The following is a 15,945-nucleotide window of genomic DNA, read 5'->3' on the forward strand; positions in this document are numbered from 1 at the left end:
CTGTTGCGACAGAGGGGAATACCTGTGGCTTATAAAATAACGTAAACCAGCTCTAAGAGAGAAATCTTGAAAAGGACAGACTCGTTGCAACAAAGTCGTTATTCGTTATTAATTATTGGGGAGGACATGAGGGAGTTAGAAAGTTAGAAAGTTAAAAAGTTAGAAAGTTTGGAGAATGTAGAGACGCGATGCTCGCGTCTCCTGTACGAACCACAAACAAACCTGATCCTGAAATTCTGTAAATTCTGATTCAGACAAAACATCCTGTTATACCACATCGAGAAAAACCTCTTTCATAACAACTCAACTTTTAGCAGGCGTTTCTACAGTTCGCCCACAAGATCCTTCACAGGACGACAAAAGGGGGAATAAATTTATGGAAGTATGAAAACATTACTGCTCCTGCCACCATTGCCTCTCCTCCTGGTAATCCATAAATCTTTTAATCTTGTTCAGACAATCACAAAAATCAATTAAATCACACGAATCAGTGGTTCAGACAAAAAAGCAAATATAAAATCACACCCATCATTTCATCACTATCATCAACGGTCAAAAAAAGAGGCTGCTCATCTCTGAACAGCCTCTTCCGGGTTATTAATGCAAGCTACTTATCTAAGGTCTACAACTGTAACACCTTTGTATTTGGCTTTGTTGAAGCTGAAGGAATCAGCAGCTAACGATGGGTTTGCTTCGAACTTCTTGATCACATAGGAATAGCGGTTGCCGTTGTTGCGGAACATCTCCCATTTCTTCAGGGTATTGTCTTTCTGGTTGATGAACAGACGTACTTTGTAGATTGGGTTGCTACGGTCTTCCGGAGCAAGTTCAATTACATCATATTTTACACCGTTCTCGGTTTCGGTGCCGGCATAGGCATACTTGTAGCCTTTTTTATACATATCAAAAATGTTGCTCGGCGACATAGACTCCGCTTCGGCATCATTTTCTGTAATCGTTACCTCGTTGGCATCCTGCAGGTACGTCCACATCAGTTTGCCATCGTTTATAATTTCCTGGCTGCTTACTTTCAGACGGTACTTTTTACCACTCACCAGCACATCGCCTTCCATGGTTTCTTTTACTTTGGCGGTTTTATTCTCCAGCGTTTGCGCAAAAGATACTTTAAACGCTTTCATGCTTTTGTACTTGGCACTCATCTGGTTCAGGATTTTACCAGCCTTGGGATCCTGCTGCGCGCTTGCCAGATTTACAAATGTCAGAACGATCAGCAGAACGGAAAATAGTTTCTTCATGTCAATAAGTTATATTATTTAGGTTGTTAACCCATCGTATTCAATAACTGTTCCAAACTGTACTCATCCGGAATTAAAACTTCGCGCGCCTTGCTGCCTTCGAAAGGTCCAACAATGCCGGCCGATTCCAGCTGGTCGATCAGGCGGCCTGCCCTGTTGTAGCCCAGCTTCAGGCGGCGTTGCAGCAGCGAGGTACTGCCCTGCTGGTGCTGTACAATAATGCGGGCGGCTTCCTCGAACATCGGGTCGCGTTGCGACGGGTCGAAATCGGTTTTCTCAGAACCGCTCTCATCGCCCACGAACTCCGGCAGCAGGTACGCATCGTTGTACCCCTGCTGCTCGCCAATAAAGTCGCAGATGCGGTCCACTTCCGGCGTATCCACGAAGGCACACTGAATACGGATGATGTCGGAGCCGATGGAAAAGAGCATGTCGCCCTGGCCAATCAGCTGATCAGCGCCGCCGGTGTCGAGGATGGTGCGGGAGTCGATTTTGGAGGTTACTTTAAAAGAAATACGCGCCGGGAAGTTCGCTTTGATGATACCCGTAATTACGTTTACCGACGGACGCTGCGTAGCCACCACCAGGTGAATACCAATGGCCCGGGCCAGCTGGGCCAGACGCGCAATCGGCGTTTCCACTTCCTTGCCTGCCGTCATCATCAGGTCGGCCAGCTCGTCTATTACCAGCACGATGTACGGCATAAAGCGGTGGCCTTTTTTCGGGTTAAGCTTGCGCTCCACGAACTTGCGGTTATACTCTTTCAGGTTACGGCAGCCGGCATCTTTGAGCAGGTCGTAGCGCATGTCCATCTCCATACAGAGCGAGTTGAGCGTGTTCACCACCTTTTTAGTATCGGTGATAATAGGCTCCTCCGAATCAGGCAATTTAGCCAGGAAGTGGCGCTCGATTTTATTGAACAGCGAAAGCTCCACTTTTTTGGGATCCACGAGCACAAACTTAAGCTGTGAGGGGTGACGCTTGTAGAGCAGTGAAGTCAGAATGGTATTCAGACCTACCGACTTACCCTGGCCCGTAGCACCCGCCATGAGCAAGTGCGGCATCTTAGCCAGGTCGGTGATAAAGACTTCGTTCGTGATGGTTTTACCAAAGGCAATCGGCAGATCCATATCGCTTTTCAGGAACTTCTCCGTCGACAGAATAGACTTGATGGACACCATTTCCTTTTTGGTATTCGGCACCTCGATACCGATGGTACCTTTACCCGGAATAGGCGCAATGATACGGATACCCAATGCCGCTAAGCTCAGGGCAATATCGTCTTCCAGGTTTTTGATTTTGGAGATACGCACCCCGGCATCCGGCACAATTTCGTAAAGTGTAACGGTAGGTCCGATGGTCGCTTTGATGCTGGCGATGCCGATGTTGTAGTGGCCGAGCGTTTCTACAATTTTGTCTTTGTTGGCTTCCAGTTCCTCTTTGGTTACCTGTATTTTGCTGCTGCCATAGTCGGTTAGCAGGTCGATGGTAGGATGTTGGTAACGGGCCAGGTCGAGTGTCGGGTCGTAGTTTTCTACGGCCAGACCGGTTTCTTCTTCGGGCGCTTCTTCTATTTCGAGGTCGAGTTCATCTTCGTCTTCTTCGGCGCCTGCTTCCTCTTCCTGCTGAAGCTGATCAGCAAAAGCAGCATCTATATCCAGTTCCAGGGTTGGCGTGGCATTTTTAGGGGGCTCCGCCTTCAGCGACTCCAGCTCCATTTCCAGCGCACGGCTGATGGCCTCATCTTCGTCCTCATCCAGCTCCTCTTCGTCCGGCTCCTCCTCGTATTCTTCTTCCAGCACTTCTTCCTCCTCCTGTTCAAGAGCTGCGGAAGGATTGTTATAGTGGTTAACGCCAGGAACACGGCTGTGCATCACATCGCTTAGCGAGGTTTTGTTGCCTTTTTCCACCTCCACAAGTTCATCGTCAGTTGTTCCTTTACTCCAGTTGATGCTTGTAACATTAAAGAAACCAACAATGAATACCACCAACAGGAAGCCCAGGAAAGGACCTGTGCCCCAGCCAATCAGGCTTGTCATCCAGATGGCGCTCTCGATCCCGATGCCGCCTCCCAGGAAACCGGCGGTGTCTACTTTACCGAGTGTAAGCACGGTGTAGCCCATCGTCAGGCAGAGCCACAGCATGGTAAAACTGCAGAAGCCCAGCACATACGACAACGAAACCGTTACACGCTTAAAAACAATGCGACAGCCTGTAAAAAAGGCTACAGGTATTGCCATAAAAGCCCCAATACCTACCCATTCAAAAATAAACAGGTGCGATACCCAGGCTCCCACAAGACCAAGCCAATTCTCTGCCTCCTGCCCCGACTCTTTCAGGCCGGTACCGGTAACAGATTGCACTACACTCTGGTCGGCGTGGCCGGTGAACAGGTAGGAAACAAAGGCAATGGTAAAGAAGAAAGACAGCAGCAGAAACGTAAAGCCGACCAAGAGCTTCAGGCGCTTGTCCTTCAGGAAGGCAAACTCAAATGTTGGGAATTTCAGTAAGCTTGGGAGCTTAATTCTGAACTTCGACTTCTGTTTTGGCGGCTTCTCTCCTTTGGGCAAATTGACTTTGCGGGGCTCGTTGCGTCCCCGTACCTCGTTTCTTGCCCTCCCTGCGCTAGGCGCATCGTTTCTGTAAGTGTTCTTTGCCATACCCTCTACATGTTAAGATTTCAAATTTAGCACTTTTCAGCTGAAACCCGGCACGAAAAACGGTACGAAATAAGAAATTATCTGGAGAGCAGTTTCTTGTTGATCTGTGTTATCAGCGCCGGTCCTTCGTAGATGAATCCGGTATACAGCTGCACCAGGTCGGCTCCGGCATCGAGCTTTTCCAGCGCATCTTCAGCCGTCATGATACCGCCCACGCCAATTATTTTCTGCTCCTGCGGCAGGTGCTGGCGCAGGTACCGGATAATTTCGGTTGATCTGGCAGTAAGCGGTTTTCCGCTCAGGCCTCCCATGCCTATTTCCTGCACCCGTTGGGCCGGTGTGGCAAGTCCTTCGCGGCTGATGGTGGTGTTGGTGGCGATAATGCCGCTCAGGCGGGTGCTGGTGGCAATCTCGATGATATCGTTGAGCTGCGGCTCGTTCAGGTCGGGTGCTATTTTGAGGAGCAGCGGCTTTGGCTTCGGCATTTTGCTGTTCTGCTCCTGCAGCGCCATCAGCAGTTGCTGCAGCGGCTCTTTCTCCTGCAGCGCCCGCAAATCGGGTGTGTTGGGCGAGCTGACGTTCACCACGAAATAATCGACCACATCATACAGCGCCTTAAAGCAGTAAAGGTAATCGCTGGTGGCCTGCTCGTTGGGGGTAACTTTGTTCTTGCCGATGTTGCCTCCCACAATTATGTTGCTCTTGCGGTTCCGCAGGCGCTCTACCGCCGCATCCACGCCCTCGTTGTTGAAGCCCATGCGGTTGATGATGGCTCCGTCCTGCGGCAAACGGAACAAACGCGGCTTTGGATTACCGGGCTGCGGCTTTGGCGTGAGTGTTCCGATCTCGATAAACCCAAAACCCAGGTGCGAAAAGTCGTCGACCAGTTTGGCATCTTTATCAAAGCCTGCCGCCAAGCCCACCGGGTTCGGAAACTTCAGCCCGAAAAGTTCCCGCTCCAGCCGCGGGTCCTGCACCTGAAACAGGCTCCTGCTGATGCTTTTGGTAAAAGGCAGCTTATAGCCAACATTCAGGAAATCAGTGATAAGGTAATGGACTTTCTCGGGGTCGAGTTTGAAGAGAAGCGGGCGAATCAGGCTTTTGTACACGGCAGCAGGGATTTTGGTTTTCTGGGTGCAAATATAGGGAGAATAGAATTAAGATTTGGGTGAGATTTGTCAGTTGTTGGGGAGGGAGTTAATCATGGGGAATGAAGGTACGAGTTGCAAACTCGCACCAGCGGAGGCGCAACAGTAGCCGGGTATCGACCACCGACGGTTTTGTTGGTAGATTTAAAAAAATCTATATAAGTTACTTTAAAGCTACAGTTAAAATTATTACATTTCTACCCTATAGAATATTCCTTTCTGAGCATCTGCCAATATGAAGAAAATTTACCACTGCACCTGCATTATTTTCGCGTGTCTCCTGCTAGCGGGCGTGACTGCGCATGCGCAACGAAACGATTATGTAATTACTACCCAGGGTGATACGCTTTTCGGCACTGTTTCAAATGTTAAACTCACCTCCATTAAATTCAAGCATAATGGAAAAGGAAAAGCAGAACAGATTTTCTCTCCTCAGGCAAAGGAATTCAGGATAATGGATGACGTTTTTGAATCCAAAGTAATACCAAACAATGGCTTACCATTGTTTTTGGAAAGATTAGAAACGGGAACCATTTCTCTGTACAAGTACCACGTCTATGATTTGCAGACAAAAAATAGCCCCAGCGTACTTTTACTTTTTCCTCCCGGACAACCGGTATCACGTAACCTCTCACTTAATAACAATAGTGGCCATGTAACCAGATTGTTTGCAAGCAAAAATGATGGCCCTTTAGTTGAAGTCAAATCAAACAGAAGTGACTTTTCTTCTGGTACGCAGCGGGAAGAAGCTTTTGAAGATCTGATAAGTGACGATCCTGAAATACTCGAAGAATACAGTGCCTCCGTTTTCAATAATCTATTTTTACGTTCTATTGTTAAGAAGTACAATAAAAGCAGCTTAGTCAGGAATTAGCTGCTGTAGGGTAGGTACGAGTTGCGAACTCGTACCTATTAAAATAAAAAAGCTGCACAAGACACACCTTATGCAGCTCCTCCTCTCTTGGTTGAGTTCCCCACTACACCAAGAAATGCGAGCACCTAATTGGGGCGAACACATGGGTTCGCCCGTACTGCCTTCTCTAGGCGTAGTTTGCACCTACACCTAATTATCACGCTCCTTAAAATCTTCCGGCTTTCGGCTGGTATGAAAAACGGATACTACAAAAACAATTTTCTTACTTTCATCTACCCAATAAACTATCAGGTACGGGAATAACTTTACCGGAGCAACATGCAGTTCATTCCCATACCTGCTTGGATAGACATAGGGATTGGAACCAATAAAAGAAAGGTAACGGTCTATCTGTGTGAGGAAACGCTCACCAAGTCCCTGCTGCTTCTCTTCATACCACGCATAGGCCTCTTTTACTTCCTGCTCCGCCCTCGCTAACAGCTGAACGTCAAGCACGTTTTAGGTCTCTTTTTATTTCTTCCCAGGAGCGGGATGTGGTTTTACCATCCAGAAAATCGCGCTTTGTCTGCAGCAGGCCCTCTACATCCTCTTTAGAAAGATTAATAGCGCCCCCCTCATCAATTCTTTGATAATCATAGTTCAGGCTATCCAGGAAAGCCAGCAGCACTTTCTCTTCCTGCTCGTTATGGAAATTAAAGGTTAAAGTAGTCATAGTGTAAATATACTACAATTTTCCCCAGGATGTTCTGTCCAAGGCAGCTGCACAAGCCAACCTCTCGCTGGTGCGAGTTTGTAACTCGTACCTACACCTACAAAAACAAAAAAAGCTGCACAAGCCAACCTCATGCAGCCCCTCCCCCTCTACCCGTTAAAATGATATAAAAACGTCACCACGCCCGTATACGCCGGTTTCTTGCTGTCTTTTATCTCCAGCGTTACCTCAATCTGGGCTTTGGCGATGCCGCGGAGGTTTTTCAGGGAGAGTAGTTTGGCTTTGAGGCGCACCTGGCTGTCGACGAGCACGGGCTGGTTGAAGCGCAGGCTTTCGATTTCGTAGTTTACCTGCATCTTCAGGTTCTCCACATTAATAATCATGCCCCACAGGTAGGGCAGCAGCGAAACCGTGAGGTAGCCGTGGGCGATGGTGCCGCCGAAAGGCGATTCGGTTTTGGCCCGCTCGGCGTCCAGGTGTATCCATTGGTGATCGAGGGTGGCGTCGGCGAACTTGTTTACCTGCTCCTGCGTGATGGTGTGATAATCTGATACGCCCAGCTCTGCTCCTTCGTACTGCGCGAATTCTTCAAAATTTCTGATTGTTAGCTTACTCATTCTACCTATCGGTTTATATTTTTATAGCTGCTCCGTTTGCCCCGCCACCTGGCAGAGCCAAAACATAAAGATATAAGATTTTACTATATATGCTGCAGAATATTCTGTTATCAAATCAGCAGCAGTGGCTATGGTGGCAGGAGCAGCAGACTCTTTTTTGTCTGAACCGGGATTAAGCAGATTATTGGGTTAACAGGATTGCTGTTTGTCTGAATTTGGATTCGTCAGATTTTGGGATTAACTGGATTTTTTTTCTGAACAAGATTAAGAAGATTTAAGGAATAACAGGATTTGGTTTGTTTGTGGTTCGTGCAGGAGACGCGGGCACCGCATCTCTACAGATAAAACGCACGTTGCAATCTCAAACTCCCTGAAAGGGTTGAAGATTTTCAACCCCTACAAAAATTACAAAATTTCTACCTCTCTACCTCCCAAACTCCTAAACTCCCAAACTCCCTAACTCCTAGGATGATAATCCTTAATTACCTGCTTCAGGTAGTCGCGGTCGAGGTGGGTGTAGATTTCGGTGGTGGTGATGGACTCGTGGCCCAGCATTTCCTGCACGGCCCGCAGGTCGGCGCCGCCTTCTATCAGGTGGGTGGCGAAGGAGTGGCGGAAGGTGTGCGGACTTACCTGCTTCTGGATACCGGCTTTGGCTGTCAGGTCTTTGATGATGGTGAACACCATGACGCGCGTCAGTTTGGCGCCACGGCGGTTCAGGAACACGTAATCTTCGTGGCCTTTTTTGATGGTGAGGTGGCAGCGGATGCCGTCGAGGTAGAGGCGGATGTGCTTGAGCGCATCGCGGCCGATGGGCACCAGCCGCTCCTTGTCGCCTTTGCCTGCCACTTTCAGGAAGCCCATGTCTTCGTAGAGATTGCTCAGCTTTAGCTCCAGCAGTTCCGTTACCCGCAGCCCCGAACTGTAGAGGGTTTCGAGGATGGCGCGGTTGCGGGTGCCTTCGGGCGTAGAAAGGTCAATGGCATTGAGCAGCTGCTCTATCTCATGGAAGGCCAGCGTGTCGGGTAGTTTTCGGCTGAGTTTGGGCGCTTCTACGGTTTCGGTGGGGTCGTGGGGCAGCATGTCTTCCATGATCAGGAATTTGTAAAAGGCCCGTATGCCCGACAGAGTTCTGGCCTGCGAGTGCGGCGTCATGCCCAGTTCGGCAATCCACTCCAGGAACTCCCGGATAATGGCAGGTGTCATCTGCTCGGGCGCCACCTGCAGCCCCTTTAGTTGCAGGAAGTCCAGCAGCTTGTTTATGTCGCGGGTATAGGCTTCTACGGAGTTACCCGACAGCGACCGCTCCAGTTGCAGGTACTGCTCGAATTGTTTGATACAGACAGACCAGATCATGATTTAATTCAGATAAAATAAACGTAAAATTTTCTTCAGCACCACCCACCACAGCTTTTGCTGCCATGTATTAATTAACAGTCACTTTAGGAACAGGTCGTGATCCAATGTCATCAACTTAAGAAATTTTGCTGTCATCTCGACCAACGGGAGAGATCTGATATTTTCTTTTGTTTACTTTCCAAACCAGATCTCTCCCGTTGGTCGAGATGACAAATTCACTTAAGTGGAGTCATCCCTGGAAAGTGGTGAAATAAATATCTGTCCCTGCCGTTTTTTCTTCCGGAGCGGCGCAAGCTTTTTTAGCACATTATGTTTAAGCAAAGATAGTTAATCTTAACTTTGCAGCTTCATAACTTTACCCTTAATCACGCAATACCCCCTATATGAAAATACTTATCCTGAACGGGCCTAACCTGAACCTGCTGGGCATCCGCGAAAAAAGCATTTATGGCGGCCAGTCGTTTGAGTTGTATTACGAAGAGCTGCAAAAAGCATTTCCGGCACTGGAGCTGTCTTACTTTCAGTCCAATACCGAAGGAGTTTTGATTGACAAACTGCACGAAGTAGGTTTCAGTTACAAAGGCATTGTGTGCAACGCCGGCGGCTATACCCACACCTCCGTTGCGCTGGCCGATGCCATCAAAGCCATTGAAACGCCTGTGATTGAGGTTCATATCTCGAACGTATTTGCCCGTGAAGCCTTCCGCCACCGCAGCATGATCGCTCCGAACTGCGTGGGCAGCATCAGCGGTTTTGGCCTGGAAAGTTATCGGCTTGCGCTCCAGTACTTTGAGCGCATGAAGCCAAAACAAATCGGTTTCGGCAGCAAAAACGTGTAACAAAGGCTTCGGTCGCTTCGTCTGTAAAGGCTTTAGTATATTAACCTGATCTCTTAGCACTCCCACATGCTCAATTTTTATCCTGGTCCTTCAAAAGTTTACCCTGACGTGCGCCACTTCATGCAGGAGGCCTACGACGAAGGCTTCCTGGGCACACCACACCGGGGGGACCAGTTTGTGCAGTTGTCGCGGGCAACGGTTGCCCTGCTGAAACGCAAAATCAATATTCCGCAGGATTACTACATTTTCTTTACCTCCTCGGCTACCGAGTGCTGGGAAATTTTAATCCAAAGCCTGACAACCAGCAAAAGCTACCACATCTACAACGGCTCGTTCGGCGAGAAGTGGCACGAGTATGCAAAACGCATCCGGCCAAAGGCGGAGGGATTGAAGTTTGATGTGAATGAAGCGATGCCGGTAGAGCAGTTGGCCATCGGGTCTGACACGGAACTGATTTGCATTACCCAGAGCGAAACAGCCAACGGCACCCAGGTTTCCAACAGCAGCATCATCACGCTCCAGAACCGCTACCGCGACAAACTGATTGCCGTAGACGCCACCTCGTCGATGGCTGGTCTGAACCTGAAAATGATGAAGGCCGATATCTGGTTCGCTTCCGTGCAGAAGTGCTTCGGGTTGCCCTCGGGCCTGGCTGTGATGGCCTGCTCGCCGCGTGCCATTTTCAGGGCCAAGCAAAAGGCAGACCGGGCACATTACAACAGCCTGCTGTTTATGTACGAAAAGATGCTCAACTACCAGACCACCTACACCCCCAACGTGCTCGACATTTACCTGCTCCGGCGTGTGCTGGAGAACAGGCCAACCGTAAAGTTGCTGGACGAAGAGCTGACCGAACGCGCAAACAACCTCTACACATTCTTTAGTGAGTTCTCGGACTTTAAGTTGCTGGTCGAAAACGAAGAAGTGCGCTCCAAAACCGTGCTGGCCCTGCAAGGCAGCGAACGGCTGATTGATGAACTGAAAAAAAGAGCCATGCACCACGACATCCGCTTAGGCAACGGCTACGGCGAGTGGCAGCGCAATACTTTCCGGATAGCCAACTTCCCGGCCATCCTGGACGAGGAATTTGAGGAGCTGAAACGCTTTTTCCTGCACTACTATGGTTAGTTTGGGAGTTAGAAAGTTAGAAAGTTAGAAAGTTTGGGAGTTTGGGAGTTTAGGAGTTAGAAAGGTAGAAAGGTAGAGAGGTAGGAATTTTGTAGGGGTTGAAGATTTTCAACCCTGTAACAGAGAGGTAGAGTGGTTGGGGGTATGGCTGTAGAGACGCGGTGCCCGCGTCTCCTGCACGAACCACATAGGCAAACCCAATCCTGTTATTCCTTAAATCATCTTAATCCTGTTCAGACAAAATCTGAAATCAGACAAACCTAAATCCGTGTCATCCTTAAATCTGTTTAATCCGTGACTCAGACAACATGTTCAGTTTAAAGGAGATTGCTTCTGTAACACTCACACTTTTCGCCGTTATCGATATACTGGGGTCAATTCCAATCATCATAGATTTGCGCAAGCGCGAAGGACGTATCGAGTCTGAAAAAGCGACCATCGTTTCAGGTATCCTGATGATCGCATTCCTCTTCCTGGGGCAGTCTATCCTGAAGCTGTTTGGTATTGATTTCGAGTCGTTTGCGATGGCAGGCGCCATTGTTATTTTCCTGATCGGGCTGGAGATGATCCTGGGCAAGAACTTTTTCCATACCGACCCTGAAACCAAAAGCGGTTCCATCGTACCTCTTGCGTTTCCGGTTATAGTTGGAGCCGGCACCATGACGACGCTTCTTTCGCTCCGCGCTGCTTATTCGCTCCCCAACGTACTCACAGGCATAGTTTTAAATCTTGTGTTTGTTTACATCGTGCTGAAGACATCCGGTTATATCGAGCGGAAACTGGGAAAAGACGGCGCTAATGTGCTACGGAAGGTATTTGGTGTTATTCTGCTGGCTATTGCCATTAAGCTGTTCAAAACAAACCTGCCTGCCTGACAAGAACACATCCCGCAAGAAAATACTTTTCCTCTCCAAAGGGGGGAACGCAAAATTACTTTAGCTTAAATTTGAAGATATGATAGAGCTTTTTACTGATGGTGCTTCACGTGGAAACCCGGGTCCGGGTGGCTATGGTGTTATTTTGCGCTGGAAGCAGCATGTAAAAGAACTGACTGCCGGCTACCGGAAAACCACCAACAACCGAATGGAACTGCTGGCCGTGATCGTGGGGCTGGAGGCCATCACTAAACCCGGCATTCCGGTTACCATTTACTCCGACTCCAAGTATGTGGTGGATGCAGTAGAGAAGCGCTGGGTTTTCGGCTGGCAGAAAAAAGGCTTCGCCGGCAAAGCCAACGGCGATCTGTGGGCACGCTTCCTCAGGATCTATGCCAAGCACAACGTAAAATTTGTCTGGATACGCGGCCACGCCGGTCACCCCGAAAACGAACGCTGCGACGAACTAGCCGTCCAAAGCGCCCTCTCCCCCAACCTGCTCATCGACGAAGGTTTTGAATCCGGGATGTTTAACAGCAAGTGAGGAAGTTTGAGAGTTAGAGAGGTAGAAAGGTGGTGATTTTGTAGGGGTTGAAGATTTTCAACCCTGTAACAGAGAGGTAGAAAGTTTGAAGTTTAGGAATTTTGTAGGGGTTGAAAATCTTCAACCCTTTAAGAGAGTCTGGAGTCATGTGTACGACTGTAAAGACGCGGTACCCGCGTCTCCTGCACAAGCCACAAACAAACCAAATCCAGTTATTCCTTAAATCTTCTTAATCCTGTTCAGAAAAAAAATCCAGTTAATCCCAAAATCTGACGAATCCAAATTAAGACAAATAATCACATAAATCATTTAAATCAAAAAAATCAGCGGTTCAGACAGCACATGCCCAACACCTATTTCCAGTTCAAGCAGTTCCGGGTAGAGCAGGAGAACTGCGCCATGAAAGTTTGTACCGATTCGTGTGTGTTTGGTGCAGCGGTAGTGGTGGCAGGTGCAGAACGCATTCTGGACATTGGCACCGGCACCGGACTGCTGGCGCTGATGGTGGCGCAGCGATCTGAGGCAAAAATAGAAGCTGTGGAGATAAACGCAGCAGCACAGCAGCAGGCAGCAGCCAACTTCGGGCAAAGTCCGTGGGCCGACAGGCTGCAGTTGCACCCGGTCAGCCTGCAGGAGTTTGCAGCCCGTAACCAGGCGCAGTATGATGTGATCCTCTCCAACCCGCCTTTCTTCCTGGATTCGCTTAAATCAGGCGACGCAGCAAAGAACACCGCCAAGCATACCGGCGAATTGCTGTTTGAAGATATCCTGGCTTTCGCACAGCGGCACCTGACCCCGGATGGTAAGCTTTACCTGCTGCTTCCGCCCGCAGAGGCGCTGCATTTTGCACAGCTGGCTACGCACTATCAGCTCTATCTTTCCAACACCTTGGAAGTGTACACGCGGGTAGAAGGCAAATGCATTCGCCACATCCAGACCTACACGTTTCGTCCGGCAGCTGCGCCTGCTTTCCAAAAGCTTTACATCCGGGAAAAAGACGCCACAACCTACACGCAGGACTTTGCAAACCTGCTCCGCGATTATTACCTCATTTTTTAGCTTAAAAAGGTTCTGCTGCTCCTGTCACCACTCCCTCTCCTGCTCCACAAAGTTTACTCCGTACTGCTTCAGTTCTTCCAGCACCGGCTCGTATATAGCGGGATGGATCGGGATAACCACCCCACGCTGCGAAATCCGGCCCTGCAGCAGCAGCTTGGCTAGTATGCCCACCGGTAAGCCCACGGTTTTAGCCATTGCCGTATGCACCTCGTCTTCCCCCTTCACCACCAGGGAGGATTTCAGTTCCCGCTTTTTCCCGTTCAGTTCATATACAAACTGGTGCTGCATCACGATCATATCTTTATCGCCAGACTCCAGCCGCCACTTCTTCTGCAGAATTTTCTCAAGCACCTGGGCAGGAGTCGCGCGGGCAAGTGCTACGGGCGCATCGGTAAACAGCCCCAGCCATTCCAGCTTCTGTAGCACGTCGCTCCCGATGGGCAGGTTCAGGTAAGCCCCCACACGCTGCTGCACCTGCTGCAAATCTCCTGAAGCCGGCGGCAGGAAGGCTTCTGTAAACTGGCGGCAGGTCAGGTTTTCGGAATTCTCCAGTTGGTAGCTATCGTCGGTCATGCCGAGCTGCACCAGGGCATCCCAGGCAGCACAGTAGCCGGGGCGGCGCAAAGTACCGCGCAGCATGGTGGGGATTTCAGTTAGCCCGTACGGTTCCCGGTAACTGAGGGAGTCGCGGTTGGCGTAGCCTTCGAAAGCGCCATAGCCCTTCACCTGTATGGTTTCGGTGCGCCTGAACAGCTGGGGGTACGGAATGTACTTGTAAGTCCCGTCCTGAATATATTTGGAAGTGCTCTGCCCTGCCAGCACCACATTGCGCGGGTTCCAGGTAAACTTATAGTGCCAGGGGTTGTTATCCGACTCCGGCGCCACCAGCCCGCCTGTATACGACTTAAAGGAAAGTAACCTAGCCCCTTTGCCCCGTAGCTGCTGCAACACCGCCATCGCCGACATATGATCGATGCCCGGGTCCAGGCCTGACTCCATCAGCAGGAGCAGGTTTTTCTGCAGCGCTTCCTCGTGCAGCTCCCGCAGCACAGGTGTTACGTAAGAGGCGGTGAGCAGATGCTTCCCCTGCTTCACACACTCCTTTGCCACCTCCGGGTGGAACACCGCCGGCAACATCGAAATAACCAGGTCTGCCTTGCTCACTTCTGCTGCGCGTTGCGCTCGGTTATGCACATCAAAAACCAGCACCTCGGCATACGGCAGACCGGCAACCGTTTGCTGCAAGTGCTCCACCGCCACATCGCCGATGGTAAGATGCCAGCCATTGGCAGCAGCATGTGTAAGCAGGTAACGAATCAGCGAAGCGGCAGAACGACCGGCGCCAAGCAGCAGAATTTTTTTCATAAGCAGCAATTTAATGCATCAACCAGCATTACGCTCTTTATTTACCCCAAACTTTCCCTATTGTTTTACCAGCTATCCCTTATCAGTTGAAAATTTATCCGGACACCTACCTTTCCCACATTCCCTCCATCACAATTTCGAGCAGGTGCTTATCCGGGTCGCGGAAGTAAAAGGACAGGTAGCCGCCGCCCCAGTCGTATTCCAGTTCTATCGGGATACCGGCAGCACTTATCTTTTCTTTCCAGCCCTCATACTGGTGCTGCGTCACCTCGAAGGCAACGTGCAGCTGGCCCTCCCCGAAGTGCGGCGGCAGGGTTTTGCTTTCACGGGCCACCGCTGCAATAAAACAAAGCAGCACCGAAGAGCCTGCCCTGAAAAAAACATGCCGACCTGCCACTTCGCCAATCAGCTCGAATCCAAGCTTGTCCTTATAAAACTGCCTGCTCCGCGCCAGGTCCGCCACATACAGGCAGGTTTCTTTTATTTTTATGACTTCCATTGCGAGTTGATAAAGGTATTATTAAGCGTTTCTGCAGTACAAAAACGGAATCTGCAACAATTAGCCTGCGCCACCTGTAACCATACGTTGTTCTGTTCACGTTAAATAGGCCAGCCATACAGCACCCCGTCTGTTTAACCTATTATACTATGAAGCTTATGTTTAAGGTACTTATTGTATTCTTGTCTGTGATGGCAATTGCGCTGTTTGTGCTGAGAAAACCTTACGAAGTTAAACCGGCTGCACCCGCTGCCTTGAAAAAAATTGCCACCCTGCCCTACCAGGTACGGGAAAGTTCGGGCATTGAAGTGCTGCCCAACAATGAATACATAACCCACAACGATGCAGGAAATAAACCTTACCTGTACAAGCTGAACCAGAAAGGAAAACTGACCGGAACCATTAAACTGCAACTTCCCAACGTAGACTGGGAAGACCTGGCCCGTGACGATAAAGGAAATATTTACATCGGCGACACCGGCAACAACAATAACAAACGCAGGGAGCTTGCCATTTATAAAGTTAATATCAATCACCCCTCAAAACTCGAAGCCATCCGCTTTACGTTCGAAGACCAGACCCAATTTCCTCCGGATAAAAAAGACATGAACTTTGACTGTGAAGCAATTTTCTGGCATGGGGGCAACATCTACCTGGTTTCCAAGGACCGGGGCAGGAAAAGAACAGCTAAGGTGTACCGGCTAAAGGATAACCCCGGCACGCAACAGGCAAAGCTGATTGGCTCTCACGAGGTAAACGCAGAAATATCGGGTGCTGCCATCAGCCCCAATGCCGATAAAGTAGCGCTGGTAAGCGAAGCAAAGCTGCACCTCTTCCGGCACGTGAAGAACCCCGAGAAATACTATGAAGCCGACTACAAGGAAATCAACCTGCCGGGAGCAGGCCAGACAGAAGCGGTTGCTTTTATTACCGATACCGAACTTGTGCTAACCAGCGAAGGCGGCAACCTGTACCGCTATTCAATTGAGTAAGGCTGATGACGTGACAAA

The 15,945-nt window shown here is 49.6% G+C and carries 16 protein-coding genes; 7 read left to right on the top strand and 9 right to left on the bottom strand.

The genetic code is table 11. The features are described 5' to 3' along the window. Positions 1 to 611: 611 nt before the first annotated feature. From DCW36_RS17285 to DCW36_RS17295, 3 genes are all read right to left on the bottom strand, one after another. Positions 612 to 1,256 (bottom strand): LolA family protein, encoded by a 645-nt coding sequence (locus tag DCW36_RS17285; RefSeq protein WP_114781351.1) that lies wholly within the window; start codon positions 1,254 to 1,256, stop codon positions 612 to 614. A gap of 26 nt (positions 1,257 to 1,282) precedes the next feature. After that, entirely contained in the window at positions 1,283 to 3,916 is a 2,634-nt protein-coding gene (locus DCW36_RS17290; RefSeq protein ID WP_114781352.1) for an FtsK/SpoIIIE family DNA translocase, read from the bottom strand. 77 nt (positions 3,917 to 3,993) lie between these two features. After that, positions 3,994 to 5,025: a quinone-dependent dihydroorotate dehydrogenase gene (locus DCW36_RS17295; RefSeq protein WP_114781353.1), complete on the bottom strand. Its 1,032-nt coding sequence runs from the start codon at positions 5,023 to 5,025 to the stop codon at positions 3,994 to 3,996. 274 nt (positions 5,026 to 5,299) lie between these two features. Between DCW36_RS17295 and DCW36_RS17300 the strand changes: the two genes are divergently transcribed. Then, positions 5,300 to 5,938 carry a hypothetical protein gene (locus tag DCW36_RS17300; protein ID WP_125185327.1) on the top strand — a complete coding sequence of 213 codons (639 nt, stop codon included), beginning with the start codon at positions 5,300 to 5,302 and terminating at the stop codon, positions 5,936 to 5,938. Between the two features lie 189 nt (positions 5,939 to 6,127). Here the strand turns inward: DCW36_RS17300 and DCW36_RS17305 are convergent, their stop codons facing one another. The 4 genes from DCW36_RS17305 to xerD all read right to left on the bottom strand — a co-directional run bounded on the left by DCW36_RS17305 (position 6,128) and on the right by xerD (position 8,623). Continuing rightward, the gene (locus tag DCW36_RS17305) at positions 6,128 to 6,433 is read right to left on the bottom strand and encodes a type II toxin-antitoxin system RelE/ParE family toxin (protein WP_114781354.1); all 306 of its coding nucleotides are present in this window, start codon (positions 6,431 to 6,433) and stop codon (positions 6,128 to 6,130) included. Further along, the gene (locus DCW36_RS17310) at positions 6,426 to 6,650 is read right to left on the bottom strand and encodes a hypothetical protein (protein ID WP_114781355.1); all 225 of its coding nucleotides are present in this window, start codon (positions 6,648 to 6,650) and stop codon (positions 6,426 to 6,428) included. Before DCW36_RS17310 ends, DCW36_RS17305 begins: the two co-directional genes overlap by 8 nt. Positions 6,651 to 6,799: 149 nt before the next feature. Then, positions 6,800 to 7,267, bottom strand: coding sequence for a MaoC family dehydratase (locus DCW36_RS17315; RefSeq protein WP_114781356.1), 468 nt, complete (start codon positions 7,265 to 7,267; stop codon positions 6,800 to 6,802). A gap of 456 nt (positions 7,268 to 7,723) precedes the next feature. After that, positions 7,724 to 8,623 (bottom strand): site-specific tyrosine recombinase XerD, encoded by a 900-nt coding sequence (gene xerD, locus DCW36_RS17320; protein WP_114781357.1) that lies wholly within the window; start codon positions 8,621 to 8,623, stop codon positions 7,724 to 7,726. 386 nt (positions 8,624 to 9,009) lie between these two features. Between xerD and aroQ the strand changes: the two genes are divergently transcribed. The 5 genes from aroQ (at position 9,010) to DCW36_RS17345 (ending at position 13,071) form a co-directional block, all read left to right on the top strand. Beyond that, complete coding sequence (gene aroQ, locus DCW36_RS17325; protein WP_114781358.1) at positions 9,010 to 9,465, top strand: type II 3-dehydroquinate dehydratase; 456 nt, start codon at positions 9,010 to 9,012, stop codon at positions 9,463 to 9,465. Between the two features lie 66 nt (positions 9,466 to 9,531). Then, entirely contained in the window at positions 9,532 to 10,593 is a 1,062-nt protein-coding gene (locus DCW36_RS17330; RefSeq protein WP_114781359.1) for an aminotransferase class V-fold PLP-dependent enzyme, read from the top strand. A 308-nt stretch (positions 10,594 to 10,901) separates the two neighbouring features. Continuing rightward, positions 10,902 to 11,468: a MarC family protein gene (locus tag DCW36_RS17335; protein WP_114781360.1), complete on the top strand. Its 567-nt coding sequence runs from the start codon at positions 10,902 to 10,904 to the stop codon at positions 11,466 to 11,468. 79 nt (positions 11,469 to 11,547) lie between these two features. Then, positions 11,548 to 12,012, top strand: a complete 465-nt coding sequence (rnhA, locus tag DCW36_RS17340) for a ribonuclease HI (protein WP_114781361.1) — start codon at positions 11,548 to 11,550, stop codon at positions 12,010 to 12,012. A gap of 342 nt (positions 12,013 to 12,354) precedes the next feature. Next, positions 12,355 to 13,071, top strand: coding sequence for a tRNA1(Val) (adenine(37)-N6)-methyltransferase (locus DCW36_RS17345; RefSeq protein ID WP_114781362.1), 717 nt, complete (start codon positions 12,355 to 12,357; stop codon positions 13,069 to 13,071). A gap of 24 nt (positions 13,072 to 13,095) precedes the next feature. Here DCW36_RS17345 and DCW36_RS17350 read toward each other — a convergent pair whose 3' ends face one another. Together DCW36_RS17350 and DCW36_RS17355 are read right to left on the bottom strand one after the other, a co-directional pair. After that, positions 13,096 to 14,436, bottom strand: a complete 1,341-nt coding sequence (locus tag DCW36_RS17350) for a saccharopine dehydrogenase family protein (RefSeq protein ID WP_114781363.1) — start codon at positions 14,434 to 14,436, stop codon at positions 13,096 to 13,098. A gap of 106 nt (positions 14,437 to 14,542) precedes the next feature. Beyond that, positions 14,543 to 14,935: a VOC family protein gene (locus DCW36_RS17355; RefSeq protein ID WP_114781364.1), complete on the bottom strand. Its 393-nt coding sequence runs from the start codon at positions 14,933 to 14,935 to the stop codon at positions 14,543 to 14,545. A 149-nt stretch (positions 14,936 to 15,084) separates the two neighbouring features. On the opposite strand from DCW36_RS17355, the gene DCW36_RS17360 reads away from it, so the two are divergent. Further along, positions 15,085 to 15,927: an NHL repeat-containing protein gene (locus DCW36_RS17360; protein WP_114781365.1), complete on the top strand. Its 843-nt coding sequence runs from the start codon at positions 15,085 to 15,087 to the stop codon at positions 15,925 to 15,927. The last annotated feature ends 18 nt before the right edge of the window (positions 15,928 to 15,945 follow it).

The organism is Botryobacter ruber (assembly GCF_003347595.2).
GTDB lineage: Bacteria > Bacteroidota > Bacteroidia > Cytophagales > Hymenobacteraceae > Pontibacter > Pontibacter ruber_A.